Source organism: Mesorhizobium sp. KR2-14, from assembly GCF_040049255.1.
In the GTDB taxonomy this organism is placed as follows: Bacteria; Pseudomonadota; Alphaproteobacteria; order Rhizobiales; family Rhizobiaceae; genus Pseudaminobacter.
Genome location: NZ_JBDZDR010000007.1, coordinates 131,248 through 151,373, shown reverse-complemented (window position 1 = coordinate 151,373; position 20,126 = coordinate 131,248). Strand labels below are relative to the sequence as shown.

The 20,126-nt window shown below is 64.7% G+C and carries 20 protein-coding genes; 11 read left to right on the top strand and 9 right to left on the bottom strand.

Translation table 11 applies throughout. The features are described from left to right. Positions 1 to 5: 5 nt before the first annotated feature. From ABLE86_RS17900 to ABLE86_RS17885, 4 genes are read right to left on the bottom strand one after another with little or no spacing between them, the layout of a single operon-like run. Complete coding sequence (locus tag ABLE86_RS17900) at positions 6 to 1,004, bottom strand: branched-chain amino acid ABC transporter permease (protein ID WP_348780326.1); 999 nt, start codon at positions 1,002 to 1,004, stop codon at positions 6 to 8. Beyond that, positions 1,001 to 1,912: a branched-chain amino acid ABC transporter permease gene (locus tag ABLE86_RS17895; RefSeq protein ID WP_348780325.1), complete on the bottom strand. Its 912-nt coding sequence runs from the start codon at positions 1,910 to 1,912 to the stop codon at positions 1,001 to 1,003. The genes ABLE86_RS17900 and ABLE86_RS17895 overlap by 4 nt, the downstream gene beginning before the upstream one ends. Further along, positions 1,909 to 2,649, bottom strand: a complete 741-nt coding sequence (locus ABLE86_RS17890) for an ABC transporter ATP-binding protein (RefSeq protein WP_348780324.1) — start codon at positions 2,647 to 2,649, stop codon at positions 1,909 to 1,911. Before ABLE86_RS17890 ends, ABLE86_RS17895 begins: the two co-directional genes overlap by 4 nt. Further along, positions 2,646 to 3,461, bottom strand: a complete 816-nt coding sequence (locus tag ABLE86_RS17885; protein WP_348780323.1) for an ABC transporter ATP-binding protein — start codon at positions 3,459 to 3,461, stop codon at positions 2,646 to 2,648. The genes ABLE86_RS17890 and ABLE86_RS17885 overlap by 4 nt, the downstream gene beginning before the upstream one ends. Before the next feature lie 181 nt (positions 3,462 to 3,642). Between ABLE86_RS17885 and ABLE86_RS17880 the strand changes: the two genes are divergently transcribed. The 8 genes from ABLE86_RS17880 (at position 3,643) to ybaK (ending at position 11,847) form a co-directional block, all read left to right on the top strand. Further along, complete coding sequence (locus tag ABLE86_RS17880; RefSeq protein WP_348780322.1) at positions 3,643 to 4,368, top strand: GntR family transcriptional regulator; 726 nt, start codon at positions 3,643 to 3,645, stop codon at positions 4,366 to 4,368. Next, the gene (locus tag ABLE86_RS17875; protein ID WP_348780321.1) at positions 4,361 to 4,711 is read left to right on the top strand and encodes a TIGR04076 family protein; all 351 of its coding nucleotides are present in this window, start codon (positions 4,361 to 4,363) and stop codon (positions 4,709 to 4,711) included. The genes ABLE86_RS17880 and ABLE86_RS17875 overlap by 8 nt, the downstream gene beginning before the upstream one ends. Positions 4,712 to 4,718: 7 nt before the next feature. Continuing rightward, entirely contained in the window at positions 4,719 to 5,768 is a 1,050-nt protein-coding gene (locus ABLE86_RS17870) for an aldo/keto reductase (protein ID WP_348780320.1), read from the top strand. Positions 5,769 to 5,854: 86 nt separating this feature from the next. Then, the gene (locus ABLE86_RS17865; protein ID WP_348780319.1) at positions 5,855 to 7,120 is read left to right on the top strand and encodes an ABC transporter substrate-binding protein; all 1,266 of its coding nucleotides are present in this window, start codon (positions 5,855 to 5,857) and stop codon (positions 7,118 to 7,120) included. Positions 7,121 to 7,375: 255 nt separating this feature from the next. Continuing rightward, positions 7,376 to 8,575 carry an aromatic ring-hydroxylating dioxygenase subunit alpha gene (locus tag ABLE86_RS17860; RefSeq protein ID WP_348780318.1) on the top strand — a complete coding sequence of 400 codons (1,200 nt, stop codon included), beginning with the start codon at positions 7,376 to 7,378 and terminating at the stop codon, positions 8,573 to 8,575. 220 nt (positions 8,576 to 8,795) lie between these two features. Then, positions 8,796 to 10,346, top strand: a complete 1,551-nt coding sequence (locus tag ABLE86_RS17855; protein WP_348780317.1) for a hypothetical protein — start codon at positions 8,796 to 8,798, stop codon at positions 10,344 to 10,346. 221 nt (positions 10,347 to 10,567) lie between these two features. Beyond that, complete coding sequence (locus ABLE86_RS17850; RefSeq protein WP_348780316.1) at positions 10,568 to 11,290, top strand: DUF1868 domain-containing protein; 723 nt, start codon at positions 10,568 to 10,570, stop codon at positions 11,288 to 11,290. An 83-nt stretch (positions 11,291 to 11,373) separates the two neighbouring features. After that, positions 11,374 to 11,847: a Cys-tRNA(Pro) deacylase gene (gene ybaK / locus ABLE86_RS17845; protein WP_348780315.1), complete on the top strand. Its 474-nt coding sequence runs from the start codon at positions 11,374 to 11,376 to the stop codon at positions 11,845 to 11,847. 57 nt (positions 11,848 to 11,904) lie between these two features. On the opposite strand, the gene ABLE86_RS17840 is transcribed toward ybaK, so the two are convergent. Both ABLE86_RS17840 and ABLE86_RS17835 read right to left on the bottom strand, forming a co-directional pair. After that, positions 11,905 to 12,204 (bottom strand): putative quinol monooxygenase, encoded by a 300-nt coding sequence (locus ABLE86_RS17840; RefSeq protein ID WP_348780314.1) that lies wholly within the window; start codon positions 12,202 to 12,204, stop codon positions 11,905 to 11,907. A 70-nt stretch (positions 12,205 to 12,274) separates the two neighbouring features. Then, entirely contained in the window at positions 12,275 to 13,687 is a 1,413-nt protein-coding gene (locus ABLE86_RS17835; protein WP_348780313.1) for an aminotransferase, read from the bottom strand. Between the two features lie 253 nt (positions 13,688 to 13,940). On the opposite strand from ABLE86_RS17835, the gene ABLE86_RS17830 reads away from it, so the two are divergent. The 3 genes from ABLE86_RS17830 to ABLE86_RS17820 are packed head-to-tail and all read left to right on the top strand — an operon-like array spanning position 13,941 to position 16,790. Then, positions 13,941 to 14,858 carry an ABC transporter permease gene (locus tag ABLE86_RS17830; protein ID WP_348780312.1) on the top strand — a complete coding sequence of 306 codons (918 nt, stop codon included), beginning with the start codon at positions 13,941 to 13,943 and terminating at the stop codon, positions 14,856 to 14,858. After that, entirely contained in the window at positions 14,855 to 15,676 is an 822-nt protein-coding gene (locus ABLE86_RS17825) for an ABC transporter permease (RefSeq protein ID WP_348780311.1), read from the top strand. The genes ABLE86_RS17830 and ABLE86_RS17825 overlap by 4 nt, the downstream gene beginning before the upstream one ends. Before the next feature lie 40 nt (positions 15,677 to 15,716). Then, a complete protein-coding gene (locus tag ABLE86_RS17820) occupies positions 15,717 to 16,790 on the top strand; it encodes an ABC transporter ATP-binding protein (protein ID WP_348780443.1) in 1,074 nt (357 codons plus the stop codon). A gap of 237 nt (positions 16,791 to 17,027) precedes the next feature. On the opposite strand, the gene ABLE86_RS17815 is transcribed toward ABLE86_RS17820, so the two are convergent. From ABLE86_RS17815 to betI, 3 genes are read right to left on the bottom strand one after another with little or no spacing between them, the layout of a single operon-like run. Continuing rightward, positions 17,028 to 18,317 (bottom strand): flavin monoamine oxidase family protein, encoded by a 1,290-nt coding sequence (locus ABLE86_RS17815; RefSeq protein ID WP_348780310.1) that lies wholly within the window; start codon positions 18,315 to 18,317, stop codon positions 17,028 to 17,030. Next, positions 18,314 to 19,396, bottom strand: coding sequence for a polyamine ABC transporter substrate-binding protein (locus ABLE86_RS17810; RefSeq protein ID WP_348780309.1), 1,083 nt, complete (start codon positions 19,394 to 19,396; stop codon positions 18,314 to 18,316). Before ABLE86_RS17810 ends, ABLE86_RS17815 begins: the two co-directional genes overlap by 4 nt. Positions 19,397 to 19,422: 26 nt before the next feature. Continuing rightward, on the bottom strand, positions 19,423 to 20,115 hold the full coding sequence (gene betI, locus ABLE86_RS17805) for a transcriptional regulator BetI (RefSeq protein ID WP_348780308.1): 693 nt from the start codon (positions 20,113 to 20,115) through the stop codon (positions 19,423 to 19,425). Between the last annotated feature and the right edge of the window lie 11 nt (positions 20,116 to 20,126).

Sequence of the window (20,126 nt, the reverse complement as noted above, 5' to 3'; positions counted from 1 at the left end):
ACCGTTCATTGCTTGGGAGTTGCCGGCTTTGCGCCGGGGCGCAAGGCGGAGGAAAGCTTGCCGAGATGGCGCGACACCACCTTCTCCTCGCCCAAAATGCCGCGCGGGCGCAGGAGCAGGATGGCGCAGAGCCCGACGCCGATCATGACGATCTGCAGCGCGGCCGCGCGCGCCTGCTGCCCGGGCGGGAAGAGTGACGCAATCGCGCCGGCCGAGGCCGCCCACAGCCCCCACACCAGCACCGCGCCGAGGATGGCGCCGCGATTGTTGCCCGAGCCGCCGACGATCAGCATCGCCCAGACCTGGAAGGTCAGCATCGGCAGGTAGTTTTCCGGCGCGATGAAGCCGATGAAATGCGCCTGCACTGCGCCGGCAAGCCCCATGATGCCGCCGCCGATGGCAAAGGCCTGCAGCCGGAATTTCACCGCGCTCTTGCCCAGCGCGAGTGCCGCCGTCTCGTCCTCGCGGATGGCGCGCAGCACGCGCCCCCAGGGGCTGCGCACCAGCCGCTCCAGCGCGAGATAAAGCAGCGCCACCACCACCACGAGCACGCCGAGATTGAACAGCGAAAACAGCAGCGGGTCGCCGGCAAAGCTGGCGAATGGCCGCGGAATGAAGCCGATGCCGAAGGGCCCGCCGGTGATCGGCTCGAGATTGAGCGCGCAAAGCTGCACCGTCACCGCCACGCCGAAGGTGGCGATGGCAAGATAGTCGGCCCTGAGCCTTATCGTCAGCGCGCCTATGAGGAAGGCCAAAAGTGCCGCCACGAGCGATCCGCCCAGCCAGCCGACCAGGATCGGCATGTCGAAGCCACCGAAGCGGTTGGCGGTTTCGGGCGTGGTCAGAAGCGCCGAGACATAGGCGCCGATGGCAACGAAGCCGGCGATGCCGACATTGAACAGGCCGGTCTGCCCCCACTGGACATTGAGGCCCAGGCACATGATGGCATAGGTCAACGCCATGGTCAGGAAGAAACAGCCGTAGCCGATCAGCTCGACGCTCATTCGGGCCTCCCGAACAGGCCCTGCGGCCGCATCAACAGCACCAGCACCAGGATAACGAAGGCCACCGCCGCGCGCCATTCGGCGCCCACAAGCTGCACCGCGAAGGCTTCGGCCAGGCCAACGATAAGGCCGGCCAGCATGGCGCCCGGCACGCTGCCGATGCCGCCCAGGATTGCGGCGGCAAACAGCGGCAGAAGCAGGTCCAGGCCCATATGCGGGCGGATCTGCACCAGCAGACCGGCCATGATGCCGGCCATGCAGGCAAGCCCCGCGCCGAGCATCCACACGATGCGCACCACCTTGCGCACGTCGATGCCGACGACGCCGGAAAGCTGCTGGTTTTCGCTGACCGCGCGCATCGAGCGGCCGATGGCCGTGCGCGTGAGCAACAGGTGCACCGCCACCACCAGCACGGCCGCGACGCCCAGCGACAGCAGCTGGTCCGGCGTGGCGCGCAGGCCCCCGCCCAGCGGCAGCGCGATCTGCAGCGCCTTGGTGTAGTAGGCCGGCTTGGAAGTGAAGATGAATTCGAGCAGGCTGCGCAGGGTGAGAGCGGCGCCGAAGCTCGCCATCACCATGATGATGACCGAGCTGCGCTGCGCCCGCAGCCGGCCGAACAGCAGCGCATCCACCAGCAGCGCCAGGGCGCCGGTGAGCACGACCGCCACCACCGCCGCAACCGGCAGCGACCAGCCGAAGGAAAACGGGCCGATGGGCGTCGGCAAGCCGCCGGCCAGGTAGCCCAGGGCGCTGCTGACTGCGAGCGCGATATAGGCGCCCCAGGCGATGAATTCGCCATGGGCGAAATTGGCAAAACGCAGGATCGAATAGGTCAGCGTCACGCCGATGGCGCCGAGCCCGATCATCGAGCCGGTGATCAGCCCGTCCATGAGTGCCTGCGGGTTCATGGCGTCACCGTCCGGGTTTCTCGGCGCGCGCCGAGATAGAGCTCGGCCACGATCGGGTCATCGCCAAGCGTCGCGGCCGGGCCTTCGTGGCGCAGCCGACCTTCCACGAGGATCACTGCGCGGTCGGCAATGGCCAGGGCCGCCTTCACATTCTGCTCCACCAGCACGATGGTGACGCCCGCTTTGTTGATCTCCTTCAACCGGGCGAACACCTCCGCCACGATCTTCGGCGACAGGCCGGCCGACGGCTCGTCCAGGATCAGCACTGAGGGCTCGACGACCAGCGCCCGCGCCACGGCCAGCATCTGCCTCTGGCCGCCCGAAAGCTGGCCGGCGCGCAGCGAAGGCCGCGCGGCAAGGTCGGGGAACATGGCGTAGACATCGGCAATGCGACGGCTGCGCTTCTCCTTGGGCAGGATGTTGGCCGCCAGCAGCAGGTTGTCGTTGATCGACATCGTGCCAAAAATGTTTTCGGTCTGCGGCACGAAGGCCAGGCCGTGCCTGATCTTCTCATGCGCCGGGACAGTGGTGATGTCGAGGCTGCCGAGCGCAGCGGTGCCCGAATGGATCGGCACCAGCCCGGCAATCGCCTTGACCAAAGTGGACTTGCCGGCCCCGTTCGGGCCCAGCACCACCACCAGTTCACCCTGCTTCACGTCGAGGTCGACGCCGCGCACGATGGGCAGGTCGCGCTCGTAGCCGGCGACCAGCGCGCGGGTGGAAAGTGCCGCCGTCATGCCGCGACCCCGCCGAGATAGGCTTCGATGACGGCCGGGTCGCGCGCCACCACGTCGGGCGCGCCTTCGGTCAGATATTTGCCGGTGGCCATGACGACCACGCGCCCACACAGCCGCGCCACCATTTCCATATTGTGCTCGATGAGTAGGATCGACTTGCCCTGTGTGTTGAGTTCCAGCACGCGGTCGATGATGAGTTCCAGAAGGCTCGGATTGACGCCGGCAGCCGGCTCGTCGAGCAGGATCGCCTCCGGATCGGCCATAAGGATGCGCGCGAGTTCGAGCAGCTTGCGCTGGCCGCCCGAAAGCACCCGCGCCGGTTCATGCTCCAAGGCCGAAAGCGTGACGAAATCGAGCAGCGCCCGCGCCTTCTCGACCGCTGCCCGCTCCTGAGCCGCCACACGGCCGGGTCGCAAAAAGTTCTGCCAGATGTGCTCGCCGGCCTGGCCCTGCCCGCCGGTCAGCACGTTTTCCAGCACTGTCATTTCGGCGAAGGGCCGCGGGATCTGGAAGGTGCGGCCGACGCCGCGTGCGATGCGCCGGTCCGGCCCTTCCTGCGCCACCTCGCGGCCGGCGATGCGGATCGAGCCGGAATCCGGCTTCAGGCTACCGGCCAGAAGATTGAAAAGCGTGGTCTTGCCCGCTCCGTTCGGGCCGATCAGCCCGGCCATCTCGCCGCGCCGCAAGGTGATCGACATGCCGTCGACGGCAGATACGCCACCGAACCGCTTGGCAAGGTCGCGCGCCTCGATGAACGGCGGCGGCGCTTCGGCGTCTCTTTGGCCGTTCTGGGCGGGGGAAGCGGTGGGCATGGTTCCTGGCATCAAAATTCTGATCGATGATGTTTGATCAAACTTTACATCATGCATGATTGCAACTAAAAATTTGCCGTCGCAGACCTGCGGCATCCGAGTTTCGAATGGCGGTACCCATGCCCGATCGGAAACATCATCAAATGAAGCAGGGCGGCTCGCCTTGGCCGGGGCCGCGTCCATGAGCAGCCAGCGCAGTGCCCTCTCGCCCGTCGGCCGCGAAACGCTGCACGAGCGTGTCTATGCCGAACTGCGCCGTTCGCTCATCTACGGCATGTTCGACGCCGGCGACATGCTGCGCATCCAGGACCTTGCGGCAACTCTCCAGACCAGCACCATGCCGGTGCGCGACGCGCTGGGCCGGCTGGTCTCCGAACAGGCGCTGGAGGCGCTGCCCAACCGCTCTGTGCGCGTTCCCGTCATCACCCGCGAGCGGCTGGAGGACCTTGCCCGCGCGCGTTGTTTGATCGAGGGCCAGATGACCGCGCTGGCCGTGCCCAATCTCACGGCGGAAGACTTCGTCCGGCTCAAGGAGCTGACGGTCGCCTGCGAGCAAGCCTTCCGCAGCCATGACGACGAGATCGACAAGGCGCAGGCCACCTCCGAGCTTAACCATGCCTTCCACTTCTACATCTACCGCGCCGCCGGCTCGGAGGTGCTGATCCCGATCGTGGAAAGCCTGTGGCTGCAGTCCGGCCCCTATGTGCGCGCCGCCGCCCACATCCACGACGAGTTCCGCGACATTTCGGCCACCCATCACCACTGGGCGCTGATCGAGGCGCTGGAACGTCGCGATACCGCGGGCTCGGTCAAGGCGCTGACCGACGACATCACCCGTTCCTTCAATCTCATTCGCGGCCGCCTCGACGCCGAGGAAGTCGCAGAAAGGGCCCCGCACAATGGCTGACGCAAAGGACGATTCCTTCGAGCTCTACGACCTGCGCGTCGAAGTGGTCGCGCCCGAAGGCGGCGCCATCTATTGCGGCGCCAGGGTCGGCGATTATTTCGAGATGCACGGCGAAATGCTGCACCTGCCGCCCGGCCAGGGCTTTTCGATCTATTCGCTCGCCTCGCTGCTGCCGCTCCTGCCGGCCAAGCAGCGGCCGACCCACAAGAACGACTGGATGACCACCGACGCCGAGGTGGCCTGCCCCGACCCCAACTGCACCTCGCGCTTCCGCATTACCCGCACCGGCCTGCGCCGCTTCAGCCATGCCGCCACCACGGCAGTGCCGCTTCAGGACGATTGAGACAAGCATGCAAAGAACCAGACTGACACCGGACTACGAAATCTCGCGCGTCATCCGTGGCGGCTGGCAGATGGCCAGCGGCCATGGCGCGCTGGTGAGCGACGATCCGGTCTCCGACATGGTGGCCTTCGCCGATGCGGGCATCACCACCTTCGACTGCGCCGACATCTACACCGGCGTCGAGGAGCTGATCGGCCGCTTCCGGCTGCACTATCGCGACCTGCGCGGCGAGGCAGCGCTGAAGCGCATCGGCGTGCACACCAAGTTCGTGCCCGACCTCAACGTCCTGCCGCGCCTCACCAAGTCGCATGTCGAGGACATCATCGACCAGTCGCTGCGGCGACTCAACGTCGAGCGGCTCGACCTCGTCCAGTTCCACTGGTGGGACTATGCCGCGCCGCGCTGGGTGGAAGCGGCGCGTTGGCTGGAAGAGCTGCGCCGGGCCGGCAAGATCCGCAACATCGGCGCCACCAATTTCGACACGCAGCACATGCTGGACATCATCAAGGCCGGCGTGCCGCTGGTGTCGATGCAGGTACAGTATTCGCTGCTCGACAACCGCCCGGCCAAGCAGATGGCGGCGGCAGCGGCCGAGCACGGCGTCTCCTTCCTCTGCTACGGCACGGTGGCCGGCGGCTTCCTCAGCGACCAGTGGCTGGGCGCACAGGAACCGGGCGACGACCTGGAGAACCGCTCGCTGGTCAAATACAAGCTGATCATCGACGATATCGGCGGCTGGGAGCTGTTCCAGGCCCTTCTGCGGACGCTGCGCGGCATCGCAGACCGGCACGGCACCGACATCGCCACGGTGGCGAGTGCGGCCATGCTCAAGCGGCCCGGCGTCGCTGCCGTCATCGTCGGCGCACGCAACCGCTCGCACCTGCCCTCCAACCTCGCCATCTCCGACCTCGCGCTGACGGCGGATGACCATGCCCAGATCGACAGTGTACTGGCGCAGGCCAACGAGCTCGACGGCGACGTCTACACGCTCGAGCGCGACCGCCACGGCCGCCACGGCTCGATCATGAAATACAATCTCAACAAGGGCGCGGCATGAGCGCGGCGCCTTCGACAGACAGCCCGGAATCGAAACAAGACCGGCATCCGGACGACAAACCGGCAGCCACAACCAAGGGGAACCAAATGCGCAAGACACTTCTCGCCACCACCCTGCTGACGGCGCTCGGCGCCTCGGCGCTGCCGGCGCTGGCCGCCGACTGCGACATCACCGTGGGCCTCGTGATGGAACTGACCGGCCCTGCCGGCGAATACGGCCAGGCCGGCGCCAAGGCCGTCGAAATGGCGTTTCGCGACGTCAACGAGGCCGGCGGCGTCGACGGCTGCAAGCTGGTGACCGACACCCGCGACAGCCAGAGCCAGGGCAACGTCGCGGTCGACCAGGCCACCCAGCTCGTCAACATCAAGAAGGTGCCGGTCGTCATCGGCGGCATCATCTCCTCGGTGTCGATCCCGATCCTCACCTCGGTCACGGCACCTGCCGGCGTGGTGCAGGTTTCGCCCGCCTCCTCCTCGCCGACGCTGACCGAGCTCGGCCGCGAGGGCAAGACCAACGGCGTGTTCTTCCGCACCATAACCTCGGATGCGCTTCAGGGCACGGCCGCGGCGAAATACGCGCTCGACCAGGGCCTGAAGAAGCTCGCCATCGTCCACGTCAACAACGACTTCGGCGTGAACATGGTGCGCGAGTTCAAGGCGGCCTACGAAAAGCTCGGCGGCACCATCACCTCGGTCACGCCTTACAACGAGAAGCAGGCCAACTATTCGTCCGAAGCCAGCGCAGCGATGAACGGCGACCCCGAAGCGCTCTACCTGATCAGCTATCCGGTCGACGGCGCCACCATCGCGCGTGCCTGGATCTCGGGCGGCGGTGCCGCGAAATTCCTGCTCAATGACGGCATGAACTCGGCCGAATTCGTCGAGAGCGTCGGCGCGCAATATCTCAACGACGCCTTCGGCACCTCGTCCGGCACCAGCCCGACGGCCTCGACCGAATATTTCAACGGCAATTTCGAAGCCTTCTCCGGCGGCATCAAGGCCGATGCACCGGCCGCCGACCGCTCCTATGACGCCGGCGCCATCGTCGCCCTTGCCATCGCCAAGGCCGGCAAGGCCGATGCGGCGGCAATCAAGGCCGCCATCCCCGAGGTGGTGGCCGAGGGCGGCGAGCCGATCCACGCCGGCAAGGAAGAATTCGCCAAGGCGTTGGCCCTCATCAAGGAAGGCAAGCCGATCAAGTATGAAGGCGTCATCGGCCCGGTCAGCTTCGACCAGTATGGCGACATCACCGGCCCGTTCCGCCTGTGGCGGATCCAGGACGGCACCGTGACCACGGTGGGCGAACTGAGCGCCGACGAGGTCGGCAAGATCAAGGCCGAAACCGAAAAATAAAGCCGCTTCCGCGGCACATTCCTACAATCAGAATCCCCTCTGCGCCGGCCTCCGAGCCGGCGTCTTTTTTTGTTGCCCCTGCTTTCGATTAACGCCCGGAAAAGACGCGGCTTTTTCGGCTCGCAGAGGCTCTGCAGCCAGCCGAGAATGCGGCTCGCGCCACCCTTGGAAAATCGTTTGAAATCATAAACTATTGCAAATAAACGATAAATATGTTTATATTGAACAACAATTCAATATAAGGGAGGTGGAGCAATGAACCCGCACATTCGCGATATAAGGGTTCCAACCGACTGGGATCGGCGCGGGCTGCCCGGCTGGGCCTATCACAGCCCGGCCCTGCTGGAGCTGGAAAAGGAGCACCTTTTCCGCAATCACTGGCAGATCATCGGCCATGTCTCGGATTTGCCCGAGCCCGGCGACTACCTCACCATGGACATCGTGGGCGAGCGCGCGCTGGTGGTGCGTGGCAAGGATGGCGTGGTGCGCGGCTTCCACAACATCTGCCGCCACCGCGGCAGCCGCGTGGTGGCCGACGAGCGCGGCAACTGCAAAAACGCGCTGGTGTGCCCGTTCCATGGCTGGGTCTACAATCTCGACGGCACGCTGCGGGGTGCGGCACGTCCGAAATCCTTCCCCGAGCTCGACAAGAACGAGTTCGGCCTGCCCCCGCTCGATCTCGAGATCTGGATGGGGCTGATCTTCATCCGCTTCCGCAAGGGGCCGCAGCCCGCTGTGGCCGAGTTGCTGAAACCCTTTGAGGAGGAGCTCTCGCACTACGGCATCCCCGAAATGGTGCCGGCCAACGGCGTGTGGACGCAGACCAGCCCGGTCAACTGGAAGTCGGTGCGCGACGTCGACAATGAGGGCTATCACGTCGCCATGGCGCACCCGGCGCTGCAGGACCTCTATGGCGCGAGCTATTATGACGAGCCCTTCGTCAATGGCGTCTCGCGCTCATTCGCTACCTACAATCCGCATGCCGGCCGCCGCTGGAGCGTGGGGCGCTACATCAATGTCGCGCCCGAGCCGGCACACCTGCCCGAGCGGCTGAAGAAGGCGTGGATCTATTACGGCATGTTTCCCAATGCGGTGATCGCGGTGACGCCGGAGACCGCGCAGTTCTACCAGGAATTCCCGCTGTCGACCGGCGAGACGCTGCTGCGCGGCGCCATCTACCGCTACCGCGACGAAAGCCGCGAAGGGGCCGCCGCGCGCTACCTCTCCTATCGCATCGACCGCGACACCCAGGCCGAGGACGTGCAGCTCTCCGTATGGTCCAACGAGTCCACGCTGTCGAAGGGGTTTGCCGGCTTCTACCTCTCCGACCTCGAATATGGCGTGCGCACCCACCACGACCATATGCGCGCGCAGATCCCGGTGCTGTCGCTGGAGACCGCCCCGGAGGAGAATGACATGGCCAACATCAACGCGGCGATGCGGTCGCGCGCATAGCGCAGTGCTGCTTCCGACGACCGTTTCTGGCAGGGCCGCGATCCGTCGCGGCCCTCGTTCTATAGTCGATCGGAAGCCACAGCCCAGGCAGGCATGGCGGCACAAGTAACGGTGGGACGAAGCTCTTGCCGAACGGCAAGCGCGGCCTAGCTCTCTGACAGCAATTGGCAGGCATTCGACGCGAATTTCGAGCCACCCGCTCGCTCCAGAGGAGCCGATCATGAAAAGGCGTACGTTCCTGACCGGCGGCGCAACCGCCGCCGCTGCCGCTTTGTCGGCAAATGTCGCTCATCCGCAATCGCCGCCAGCGCCCGGCCAGCCCCTGTCGCCGGCCGACGCCGCTTCGGCTGCGGCTCGTCTGCGAGCCCAGTTCGCCGCCGGGTTCGACCCCGACTACTTCGAGAACGTCATCGTCCCCTATTTCCTCGTGAGCACCTATCACGGGGAGGAGCCCATGCTTCCCATGATCGGTGTTGCCCTCACTAAGGAAAACGCCCTGCCCTACGACCTCTGGGGCCTGCTGAGCGACAGCTGGCGGCCGGCTCCCGAACACGGCGTGACGGTTTTCCTGCAGGGGCTCGAAAAACGCGGCCCGGACAATCGCAGGAAGCGGATCTACATGTCGGCCGTGACGCCTGATCTTTACCGGGAGAAATACGGCGGGAAAGTCACGACATTTTTCGACAAGCTGATGTCGGAAGAGAATGCCAGGAAGCCGCTGATGCGGCCCTATCTCGAGGCCTATTGGGATCTCTATTGGGACCTGCACCTCGGCCTGACGCACGACCAGATACCGGACCGCATCCGGCAGATCGGAAATGCCTTCAATACCGTCCTTGCCTACCGCGATCCGACGCAACGCATCGTCTTCGACAACTACATGATCGTCCACTCGAACCTGGACTACCTCAAGGCCTGGATCGACGAGAAGATTGCCGACCTGAAAGGCGGAAAGATTCCGAACCCGGACAAGACCTTTGCCTGGTACTGGATCAAGAACGCCGGGGACGGCGAATTTTTCAGCCCCAAGGACGTCGTCTTCGAATGCTTCCACAATTTCGTGGCGTTCAGCCAGTGGGGGAACACGCTCTACAACATCATGCTGAAGCTCGGCACCGGCACCGGCGACCCGGAAGCCAGGTCATGGTTCAAGCAGACCATGGAGAGCGACTTCGACAACGCCAATGGTGCTCCGTTCACGCCGCTGGAGCGCTTCACGATGGAGCTGTTCCGCACCATTTCGCCCAATGGCGGCAGCATTTCAGCCCTGACCGAAACCAGGCCGCCATATTTCGAGCGGCATGGCTATATCGTGACCCCGCACACTTCAACGAGCAAGGATCCGGTGCACTGGAAGAACCCCACCGACTTTGATCCGTCCCGCTATGAAAGCCAACCCACCAGCCAGGACATCGATGAAGCCAAGGCGCTTTCGATGGGCTTTGCAAGATGCCCGTTCGACAAGACGAGCTTCGAACTGAAGGATGGCCGCAAGGGGTCGATGGAAAACAGCGCCTTCGGGACGGTGTTCGGCAAGGTCGACAACAGGCCGCTTCCCGTGTGCGACTATGCCGGCTTCGCGCCTTTCGGGTTCGGCTACCGGCGCTGCCCGGGCGAACAGCTCACCATTCTCGCCTTCTCGGACTTTCTCAAGAAGGCATGGAAGGACAGACTGGAGTTCGTGCAGCTTGAAATCAGCGATCCCGAACCGCTGCCAATCGGCCCAACAACCGTCATCGGCGACAATATGGGCTTCGTGAGAGCTGCCTGACGGCGCGAACCCTCGGTTCCGTCAAGCGGAATGACAGCGCAGCAGAGCCGGGAACCGCCCTTGTTCCCGGCTTGCTGCCATGGGCACATGACTGGCAACTGCCCAATCCCCTGTCCGCAACCATCCATCTTGCGCGATGTCCTCAACCGACCGCCGGGCCGTCATCCATCCTTCTTGGTCGGCACGTAAAGGCTGAGATCCACCAACCGATGGGTAACACGATGCTTCTCGATTCTGTTTCTCCCGAACTGCTTGCCTATGCCAGGACCCGCAATTCGACCCCGCCGCCACATCTGGGAACCCGCTATGGCAAAACCGGGGGCTTTCTGCCCGAACCCGGCAACACCATTGTCAGCCATGTGACGAAGGGTTCGCGCACGCAGGATGTCCTGATCGAAGCGCGCAACAAATACCTGGCCATGCCCGAAGCGCCCCAGTTCGTCTTCACGCCAATCACCAGCCTGCACATGACGCTCTTCCAGGGCATCATCGAATACCGCCGGAAGCCGGAATATTGGCCGGAGGGCATTTCGCTCGACACCCCGATCGACGAAATGACCGAGATCATGGCCGATCGGCTGGAGGCGCTTTCCTTCTTCGAGCCGTTTCAGGTCGAGGTGACGCATGCCCGGCCGTCAGGGCTGCTGGTCGAGGGTGCGACGCAGCATGACCGCAAGGTCGTGCGGGACTGGCGCAACGCTCTCGCCGACCTTCTCGGCTATCGCCATCCCGACCACGACGAATACCCCTTCCACATCACTTTCGCCTACGCGATCGATTGGCTGGAAGAGGACGCGCTGCCGCGCTGGCAGGCCATGCTGGACGAGGTTGCCGCCGATATTCGCCGGCAGATGCCGGTCCTCGAACTCGATCCGCCGGCCTTCTGCTCGTTCGAGGACATGAACCACTTCAGCGAGCTGCTGATATTCGACTTCGAGGGCTGACCGCCGCCCGGCTTGCCGGGCTACCGGGGCCCTTCCCCGGTAGCCTGCTTGCCCGGCGCACCCGCTCTGCTACAGAAAGGGCCATGTCCAAGACAACGCCCGCCACGCTCGCGCTGACCAAGGCCGGTATGCCCTTTACGGTGGCTGCCTATGACTACGACGCCAATGCCGAGCGGGTGGGACTGCAGGCTGCCGAGGCGATGGGCGTTCCCGCTTCCATCGTGCTGAAGACGCTGATGGTGGAGGTCGACGGCAAGCCGGCCTGCGTGGTGGTTCCCTCCGATCAGGAGGTCAACATGAAGAAGGTCGCCGCCGCCTTCGACGGCAAGTCGGCCAACATGATGAAGCCCGCCGACGCCGAGCGCCTGACCGGCTACAAGGTCGGCGGCATCAGCCCCTTCGGCCAGCGCAAGCAGGTGCCGACGGCGGTGGAGGAAATGGCCACGCTGGAGGGCGAGATTTTCCTCAACGGCGGCCAGAGGGGCCTGCAAATTCGCATGCGCCCCGACGATCTTGTTCGGGCTCTGGGAGCCAGGGTGGCGGATCTCATTCGCTGAAATCCTGAGACGAACAGCCAGGGCGAACGTCCGTCAGGTGGGAACTCGGCTCCCTATTCAGGTCGAGCGAGGGGGCCCCACCTCGTAAACCCGCAGGTTACGCTCGCCTATCCCAAGTTCCTGCCATGTCGTGCGCCATGCCGCGATGTGTTCCGAGGCAAAATGCCGATCCAGCGCCGCCTGGTCGCGCCACATCTCTTTGACGTGGATGAGCCCGGGATCGAGAACATCTTCCGCATAGGAATATTCCTCGCAACCATCCTCAGCACGGCTGGCCAGAACCATCCGAGCCATCACTGGACGCGCAGCCATTAGGTTGTCAGGCGGCAACCGGATTGTTCCAACAATCAGCAACATGCGGCATTCATATCGTGGGAATCTGCGTCGGTGAAGGGTTCACGCCAGCGTTCGTCGCGCCATCCCCCCCTCATCCCCGCCAAACGCCCTCTTTCCTGAGATCGTCCATCGTGCGCGAAATGCCCTCGCGCAGGATTCCCACCATGTCGTCGATCTGCGCCCTGGTGATGATGAGTGGCGGCGACATAACGCACATGTTGATCAGCGGCCGCACCAGCAGGCCAAGCTCGTGGCAGTGGGCATCGATGCGCATGCCGACATTGCGATCCAGCTCCAGCGGGTTCCTGCTCTCGCGGTCGGCCACGCATTCCACGCAGGCCATGAGGCCGAGGCCGCGTACCTCGCCCACCAGCGGCAGTTCCTCCAGCGTCTTCAGCTGCGCCTGGAAATAGGGCGCCACGGCCTGCGCATGGGCAAGCACGCCGCCTTCAAGGAGGTCGAGGTTCTTCAGCGCCACCGCGCAGCCAACCGGATGGCTCGAATAGGTCAGGCCATGGGCATACATCGCCGTCGGATGGTTGGAGCGGCGCAGTTCCTCCAGCAGGCGCTCCGACACCACCATGCCGCCGAGCGGGAAATAGCCAGAGGTCACGCCTTTGGCGAAGGTGATGATGTCGGGCTCGATGCCGAACACGTCCTGCGAGCCGAAGACGTGGCCAAGGCGGCCGAAGGCGGTGACGACCTCGTCGGAAATGAACAGGATGTCGTTGTCGCGGCAAATTTTGCGGATGCGCGGCAGATAGCCTTCCGGCGACACGATGACCCCGCCCGAGGCCTGCACAGGCTCACCCACAAAGGCGCCGATCTTGTCGGCGCCGATCCGCTTCACCGTCTCCTCGAACTCGGCAACCAGTTGGTCGGCGAAGGCCGTCAGGCTCATGCCCGACGGCCGCCGGAACGGATCGGGCGACGAAAGTTTTATCACCAGATCGTCGGCGCCATCCATCCAGTCGCGGTCGCGCGGGCGGCCGTTGAGCGAGGCAGACAGATAGGTCGAGCCGTGATAGGCGCCGCCGCGCGACAGGATCAGCTTCTTCTCCGGTCGGCCGCGCACATTGTTGTAGAACTGCATGAAGCGCAGCGCGCTTTCCACCGCCGAAGAGCCGCCGGTGGTGAAGAAGACATGGTTGAGATCGCCCGGCGCGTGCCCCGCGATGCGCTCGGCAAGCACGGCGGATGCCTCGCTCATCGTGTACCAAGGCGTATTGTAGGAGAGCTGCATGGCCTGGTCGTACATGACCCGCGCCAGCTCCTCGCGGCGGTGGCCGACATTGACGCACCACATGCCCGCCGGCCCGTCGATCAGCCGCCTGCCGTCGCCGTCGGTGATATAGATGCCCTCGCCCTCGCCGATCAGGCTGCGCGCCTCCGCGCCGATTTCGCCGGCTGTCGGCCAGGGCTGTATCAGATGGCGCCTGGCAAGCTCGACCGCCTCCTCATGGCCCAGCGCATTCGCCGCCGTCATGTCCTGTGCCGCCGCCATTTTCCTAGCCTTTCCATGAGCCTGGTTTCGCGTTTCCGGACCGCTCCGCGCTTTGGAATCGTCTGTTTCCAAAGCCCTCATATTGAATGTCCGTTCAATCAATATCTCAGAAATAGCGCTTGATTTCAATCCACGAATGGGCTCTTGTTGAGAGAAAGAAAGCACGGTGCGCGACGGGAACCGCGACGCCGGCAACGAATGGGTGGGACATGCCGGAAGCCTGCGCAGCCGCACTTTTGCGAGAACCGCACCAATGACAGCGGCCGCGGAAGGGTCACCGCCGCTCGCTTTGGGCCGGCGCCGAAGAAGCTCCCTTCTGCAAACCGAATCCGCGCAGGGCTTTGCCCTGATCAGCCCGACCTTTCTATACGCGCTTGTGCTGCTGGTGGTGCCGATCCTGGTGGTGGTCGCGCACAGCTTCTGGACCCAGAACTATCTCACCATCGACCGCACCTTCACGCTGGAAAACTACCGCGTCGCCCTGACCGAGCCGATCTACCGCGACCTGCTCATGCGGTCGCTGTGGATATCGCTTTTGGTCAGCTTGTTCACGGTCGTGCTGGCCTATCCGATCGCCTATTTCATTTCCTTCCACGGCGGCCGACACAAGGGGCTGTGGCTGTTCCTCATCACCATTCCCTTCTGGACCAGCTATCTGCTGCGCGTCATGTCGTGGAAGGTCATCCTCGGCTACAACGGCGTGCTCAATTCCGGCCTGATGGGCCTCGGCCTCATCAGCGAGCCCTCCACCGCCCTGCTCTACAACACCAGCGCAGTGGTCATCACGCTCACCCATGCCTGGGCCGCCTTCGCCATCCTGCCCATCTTCGTGTCGCTGGAGAAGGTAGACCGCTCGCTGATCGAGGCTGCCACCGACCTCGGCGACGGGCCGCTGCGCCGCTTCCTGCGCATCACGCTGCCGCTGTCGTCGCCGGGCGTCGTCGCGGCGCTGCTCATCGTCATGATCCCGACGGTGGGCGACTTCGTCACGCCGCGCCTCGTTGGCGGCAAGGATGGCGTCATGATCGCCAATGCCATCCAGGCGCAGTTCAGCAAGGCCGCCAACTGGCCGCTGGGCGCGGCACTTGCGGTCACCACCATGGTCATCGTCACTGCCATGGCGGCGGCCGCGGTCCTAATCATCCGCAGTGCATCGAGGCTGGCGCGATGAAAGTCCTGCGCAAGATTTTTTCCAGGTGGCTGCCGGTCTATGCCGGCCTCTACATCGTCTTTCTCTACCTGCCGGTGGTCTTCCTGCCGATCTTCTCGGTCAATACCGCGGTCACTCCCAAATTCCCGCTCGCTGGCCTCACCCTCAAATGGTACGAGGAGCTTCCCAACACGCCGGCCCTGCTCGATGCAGCCTGGAACAGCTTGCTGGTCGGCATCGCCGCCGCCATCCTTTCCACCGTGCTCGGCATCTGCGCGGCACGCGCCATCACCCGCTATCGCTTTCCCGGCCGCCGCACTATCAACGGGCTGATCATGGCCCCGCTGGTGCTGCCGGAGATCATCGTGGCCGTGTCCATGCTCCTGGTCATTATGCAGATGGGGCTCGACCTGTCGCTCATGACCGTGGTTCTTGGCCACGTGCTGGTCTGCATCCCCTATTCGCTGACCGTGCTGACCTCGGGCTTCGAGGGCTTCGACCGCAGCCTTGAGGAAGCCTCAGCCGACCTCGGCGAGACCGCCTTCGGCACCTTCCGGCGGGTGACGCTGCCGATGGTGTCGCCGGCGATCATCTCCAGCCTGCTCGTCTCGTTCACCATCTCGCTCGACGAGTTCATCATGGCCTTCTTCCTCACCGGGACCAAGCCGACGCTGCCGATCTACATCTGGGGCCAGTTGCGCTTCGCTGCCAAGCTGCCGGGCGTGCTGGCGCTCGGCACGCTGCTGCTGGTCGGCTCGTTCCTGCTGCTCACCATTGCCGAACTGCTGCGCCGCCGCGCCGCGCGCCGCACACAAAACACCGGAGGCGTCCTTGCCTGAGAAACCGATGCCCGAACGCACGTCCGCCGATCATCGCACGATGATCGAGATCTCACATGTCACGCGCAGCTACGGGGCCTTCAAGGCGCTGGACGACGCCTCGCTGACCATCCGCGAGGGCGAGTTCTTCTCGCTGCTGGGGCCATCCGGCTGCGGCAAGACCACGCTTCTGCGCATGATCGCCGGCTTCGACAACCCCACCAGCGGCACCATCGCCGTCGACGGCCAACCAATGGACGGCATCCCGGCCAACCGGCGCCCCACCAACATGGTGTTCCAGAGCTACGCCATCTTCCCGCATCTCAATGTCGAGCAGAACGTCGCCTACGGGCTGAAGCGCCTGAAGCTCGGCGCGGCGGAAGAAAAGCGCCGCGTCGAGGAGGCGCTGGCGCAGGTCTCGCTCACCGGGCTCGGCAAGCGCGGCGCCACCGAGCTGTCGGGCGGCCAGCGGCAGCGCGTCGCGCTCGCGCGTGCGCTGGTCATGCGGCCCAAGGTGCTGCTGCTCGACGAGCCGCTTTCGGCGCTGGACAAGAAGCTGCGCGAGCAGATGCAGGTGGAGCTGCGCCGGCTGCAGCAGGCGGTGGGCATCACCTTCATCCTGGTCACCCACGACCAGTACGAGGCGCTGGCCATGTCGGACCGCATAGCGGTGATGTTCGGCGGGCGCATCGCGCAGGTCGCCTCGCCCAAGGAGATCTACCAGCGCCCGGTGAACCGTCAGGTGGCCGACTTCCTCGGCGGCATGAACTTCGTCAAGGCCGAGATCGTGGAGGAGAACGGCGCCTCGCTGGTCGTCGACACCCGTGGCTTCGGCCGCGTCAGGACCGACAAGCCGGCCGCCTTCGTACGCAACGGCAAGGCGGCCACGCTCGGCATCCGGCCCGAGCGCCTGCGCGTGCTGTGGGACGACGCGGAAGCGAAATTCGAAGTGGCCGGCCGCGTGGTCGAGCGCCACTATTTTGGGGAGATCACCCATCTGATCGTGGAAATACCGGGGCTGGAAAAGCCGCTCTCCGTCACCGAGACCAACGATTTCGGCGCCGACGACATTCCGGTCGGCGCACCCATCCGCCTCGCCTACGATCCGGACGCACTGGTGGCGCTGGCGGATTGACGGTGCGCCCTTCGAGGCTCGCTGCGCTCGCACCTCAGGATGAGGACCGCCGGCACTCAGGGTCACACCTCAGGATGAGGGCGGCCTGCGCATTTCAAGCCAATTCCTGAGACGCTCTGCCCGACACGCTTCGGATGAGAGGGTGAGACAGGCTCCAACCTCCCTCATCCTGAGGTGCTCGCCCTTTGGGCGAGCCTCGAAGGACGCACCAATCGACCTTGGGAATTGCACTGCAACTCAGGTCGTTTCCTGCAAATCAGCCATCACCTTGTGCGCCGCAATCCGACCCGCCACGATCGCTCCCTCGATATAGCCGGGGAAGGACGGCGACAGCTCCGACGACGCGAAATGCACCGGCGAAGCGCCGGCCAGAAGCACGTCTTCCGCATCCGTGGCATTTACATCGAGAATGAGGTCGCTGTAGGCGCCGCCGCTCCAGGCATCATCGATCCAGCTTCTGTAGCTGAAGTCGAGGATTGCTCCGGCCTCGGGCCCCAGCGCCGCCACCAGCCGCGACATCACTTCGCCGCGCAGTGCGGTCTCGTCCAGGCCACCCCAACGCAGCGCCAGCGGTCCGCCGATGAAGACGACCAGCGCCGGATGGTTTTCATCCTTGCCGGCATCGCAGGCGAACAGCCCCGGCAGGTTGCGCCACATGACCATGCCGCTCAGCCCCCGCTCGCGCCAGAAAGCGCGGGAGTAGCGCACCAGAACCTTGATCACCACTCCGCTGTGCCAGACCCCGAGCGCCTGGGTCAGCCGAGCCGGCGACGGCGGCGAGAAGGCGAGCTTTGAGGCCATCATCGGCGGCACCGCGACCAGCACCGAACGGGCTTCGAACACGCGGTCGCCGGCCATCACCTTCACGCCACCCGACGCATGTTCGATTGCCGTCACCGCCGCGCCGAGCCGCAGCCGGTCGCCAAGATCGCGCGCCAGGTCGTCGGCCAGCGACTGCATGGTCTCGGCCAGAAAATACTGCAGCTCCGACTGGTCGTTGGTGATGCGGCGGTCATTGTCGATCAGGTGCCACAGCGGCACCTTCTCCAGCGCCTGGCACCACAGGCCCTCGATCATCGAGCGAAAACCTGCCTTGGCGTCCACCGGGTCGTGCTGCCGCTCCAGCCATTCCGCAACGGTCAGCCCGGCAATTGCCGGATCGTCCGGCTCGATGCCGTTCATGCGCTCGCGGATTTCCATGACACGGAGATAGTTCCGTTCGGCCTCATCGCCCGGCAAGGGCGGCTGGGCGATGAATTCGCCGTCGACATGGGCCTCCACCCGCGTCTTGCCGCGCGCCTTCACCAGCGCCATCAGTTCCGGCATGTCGTCGCACAGAAACTGCCCGCCGGTGTCGACCAGTTCGCCGAGGCCGTTGCGCCGCGCCTCGACGCGCCCGCCCACCCGGTCGCGCGCCTCGAGGATCACGAAGTCCACGCCGGCGCGGCGCAGTTCCTGCGCCGCCGAAAGGCCGGTGAACCCGGCCCCGACGATCACGACATCCGTCTTTGCCTGCTTGCGGCTCAATAACCCGCCTTTATCTTCTCGAACTCGGCGATCATCTTCAGCTTGAGCTCGTTGGGCAGCGGCGACTGGAACAGCGTCTTGTCGAGGAACTTGTCGACATCGGCATAGCCTTTCTCCTCGAGCACGGCCGGATCGACCGAGGCCATGCCCTTGGCGTTGGCCTGGCCATAGCCCCAATCGCCCACGAGGTAGCCCGCAATGGCCGGGTCGTTCACCGCGTTCAGATAGTCATAGGCCTTTTCCTCCGAGCCCGGTGCGTCCTTGTAGCGGACATAGCCGCAGACCCAGGTGGAGATGCCCTCGTCGGTGTCGCGCTTCATCTTCACCGGCGCGCCATCGTTGGCGAGCTGCGTGGCGGCGTCGTTCCAGGCCCAGGCGAGCTCGACCTCGCCGCCGCTCATCGCCTGCACGATCTCGGTGTTGTCGGTCCAGTAGAGGCGGACATTCTTGTGCACCTGGCGCAGGAAGTCGGACGCCTGTTTGAACTGCTCGTCGGTCATCTGCGTCCAGTCGCGCAGGCCGATGGCCAGGCTCGCCAGCGCATAGGCGTCGTCGACATTGTCGCCGATCGAAACCCGCCCCTCGAACTTTGGATCGGCGAAGGCCTTCAGCGACTGGATGTCCTTCTCGTCCACCTTCTCGCTGTTGAAGGTCACGGCGGTGTTGCCCCAGTCCCAGGGCATGAACCAGACCGTGCCGTTCTCGTCGGTGGCGAGGTTCTTCATCGCCATGATGCCGGGGTTGAGATCATTCCAGCCGGTGATCTTGGAGGTGTCGAGCGGCTGCAGCAGCCCTGCCTCGCGCCACTTCACCACGCTCTGCGAGCAGGGATGGCCGAGATCGGCCTTGAAGCCGGAGCGCGTCTTTTCGAAGGCCTCGTCCTCGTCGCCGAAGAAGGTGAAGGTTGGCGAATCCCCGTGCTTTTCGGCATAGGCGGGATGGAATGCGGGGTCCTCGTAGCCGGCCCAGTCGAAGATGACCAGATCCTTGTCGGCGGCTGAGGCAAGGCCGGCAGCAGACACCCAGAGCGCTCCTCCCAGCGCCAGTTTCATCGAAAGCCTTCTGGTCAATTCCCTCATCGTTCCACCCTCTGGTTGTTATCGTGTCATGAGATCTTCCGCCGGCCTGCGGCTTCCCGCGAAAAATGCTTCGGAAAGACCGAGGCCAGATAGTCCACTGCTGCCTGATGGGCCGTTTCGCGGGTCACGCTCTCGGCGTTGATCATCAGGCGCAGCCACAAGCCTTCCAGCATGGCGCTCAGGCCCAGCGCAGTCGCCTCCGCGTCGTAGTCGTAGGCGGCATCCTGCTTCAGCTGCGTGCACAGCTCGACGATGGTCTGCTGGTAAGCCTCGTCGCGCGCGCCGCTCAGCATCTGGTAGGTCGGGCGCGACTTGGCCTCGCCCCAGAAGGCGCACCAGGCGGCCAGCTTGCGCTTGTTGCAAATCGAACGGTCGAAATCGGCCGCCACCAGCGCCTGCAGCCGGCGCGCCGGATCGTCGCCGGCCTTCTGCAGCGCGTTGCGCCAATGCGCGGAATATTCGTCATACATGTGCTGCAAGGTGGCGACGAGCAGCTTTTCCTTGCTCTCGAAATGGAAGTTGACGATGCCGCGCGACAGCCCCGCGCCATCGGCCACATCGGCCATGGTGGTGTCGGAATAGCCGCGCTTGGCTAGTGAATCGATCGTCGCCTCAATGAGCTGCAGCTGCCGCGTCTCCTTGGAAGCCTTGCGGCCGCGCCGTTCCGCATCGCCCTTGCCGGCGGCCTTCTCGGCCTCCTTCTGTGTCGTCGATCCCATCCTTGCCGCCA

Excerpts from the sequence above, each read along its gene's own strand:
- ABLE86_RS17810 (WP_348780309.1), bottom strand. The coding sequence starts at position 19,396 with ATGAGGGAATTGACCAGAAGGCTTTCGATGAAACTGGCGCTGGGAGGA.
- ybaK (WP_348780315.1), top strand. The coding sequence starts at position 11,374 with ATGTCCAAGACAACGCCCGCCACGCTCGCGCTGACCAAGGCCGGTATG.
- ABLE86_RS17900 (WP_348780326.1), bottom strand. The coding sequence starts at position 1,004 with ATGAGCGTCGAGCTGATCGGCTACGGCTGTTTCTTCCTGACCATGGCG.
- ABLE86_RS17840 (WP_348780314.1), bottom strand. The coding sequence starts at position 12,204 with ATGTTGCTGATTGTTGGAACAATCCGGTTGCCGCCTGACAACCTAATG.
- ABLE86_RS17855 (WP_348780317.1), top strand. The coding sequence starts at position 8,796 with ATGAAAAGGCGTACGTTCCTGACCGGCGGCGCAACCGCCGCCGCTGCC.
- ABLE86_RS17880 (WP_348780322.1), top strand. The coding sequence starts at position 3,643 with ATGAGCAGCCAGCGCAGTGCCCTCTCGCCCGTCGGCCGCGAAACGCTG.
- betI (WP_348780308.1), bottom strand. The coding sequence starts at position 20,115 with ATGGGATCGACGACACAGAAGGAGGCCGAGAAGGCCGCCGGCAAGGGC.
- ABLE86_RS17850 (WP_348780316.1), top strand. The coding sequence starts at position 10,568 with ATGCTTCTCGATTCTGTTTCTCCCGAACTGCTTGCCTATGCCAGGACC.
- ABLE86_RS17820 (WP_348780443.1), top strand. The coding sequence starts at position 15,717 with ATGATCGAGATCTCACATGTCACGCGCAGCTACGGGGCCTTCAAGGCG.
- ABLE86_RS17865 (WP_348780319.1), top strand. The coding sequence starts at position 5,855 with ATGCGCAAGACACTTCTCGCCACCACCCTGCTGACGGCGCTCGGCGCC.
- ABLE86_RS17890 (WP_348780324.1), bottom strand. The coding sequence starts at position 2,649 with ATGACGGCGGCACTTTCCACCCGCGCGCTGGTCGCCGGCTACGAGCGC.
- ABLE86_RS17875 (WP_348780321.1), top strand. The coding sequence starts at position 4,361 with ATGGCTGACGCAAAGGACGATTCCTTCGAGCTCTACGACCTGCGCGTC.
- ABLE86_RS17895 (WP_348780325.1), bottom strand. The coding sequence starts at position 1,912 with ATGAACCCGCAGGCACTCATGGACGGGCTGATCACCGGCTCGATGATC.
- ABLE86_RS17870 (WP_348780320.1), top strand. The coding sequence starts at position 4,719 with ATGCAAAGAACCAGACTGACACCGGACTACGAAATCTCGCGCGTCATC.
- ABLE86_RS17885 (WP_348780323.1), bottom strand. The coding sequence starts at position 3,461 with ATGCCCACCGCTTCCCCCGCCCAGAACGGCCAAAGAGACGCCGAAGCG.
- ABLE86_RS17860 (WP_348780318.1), top strand. The coding sequence starts at position 7,376 with ATGAACCCGCACATTCGCGATATAAGGGTTCCAACCGACTGGGATCGG.
- ABLE86_RS17825 (WP_348780311.1), top strand. The coding sequence starts at position 14,855 with ATGAAAGTCCTGCGCAAGATTTTTTCCAGGTGGCTGCCGGTCTATGCC.
- ABLE86_RS17830 (WP_348780312.1), top strand. The coding sequence starts at position 13,941 with ATGACAGCGGCCGCGGAAGGGTCACCGCCGCTCGCTTTGGGCCGGCGC.
- ABLE86_RS17835 (WP_348780313.1), bottom strand. The coding sequence starts at position 13,687 with ATGGCGGCGGCACAGGACATGACGGCGGCGAATGCGCTGGGCCATGAG.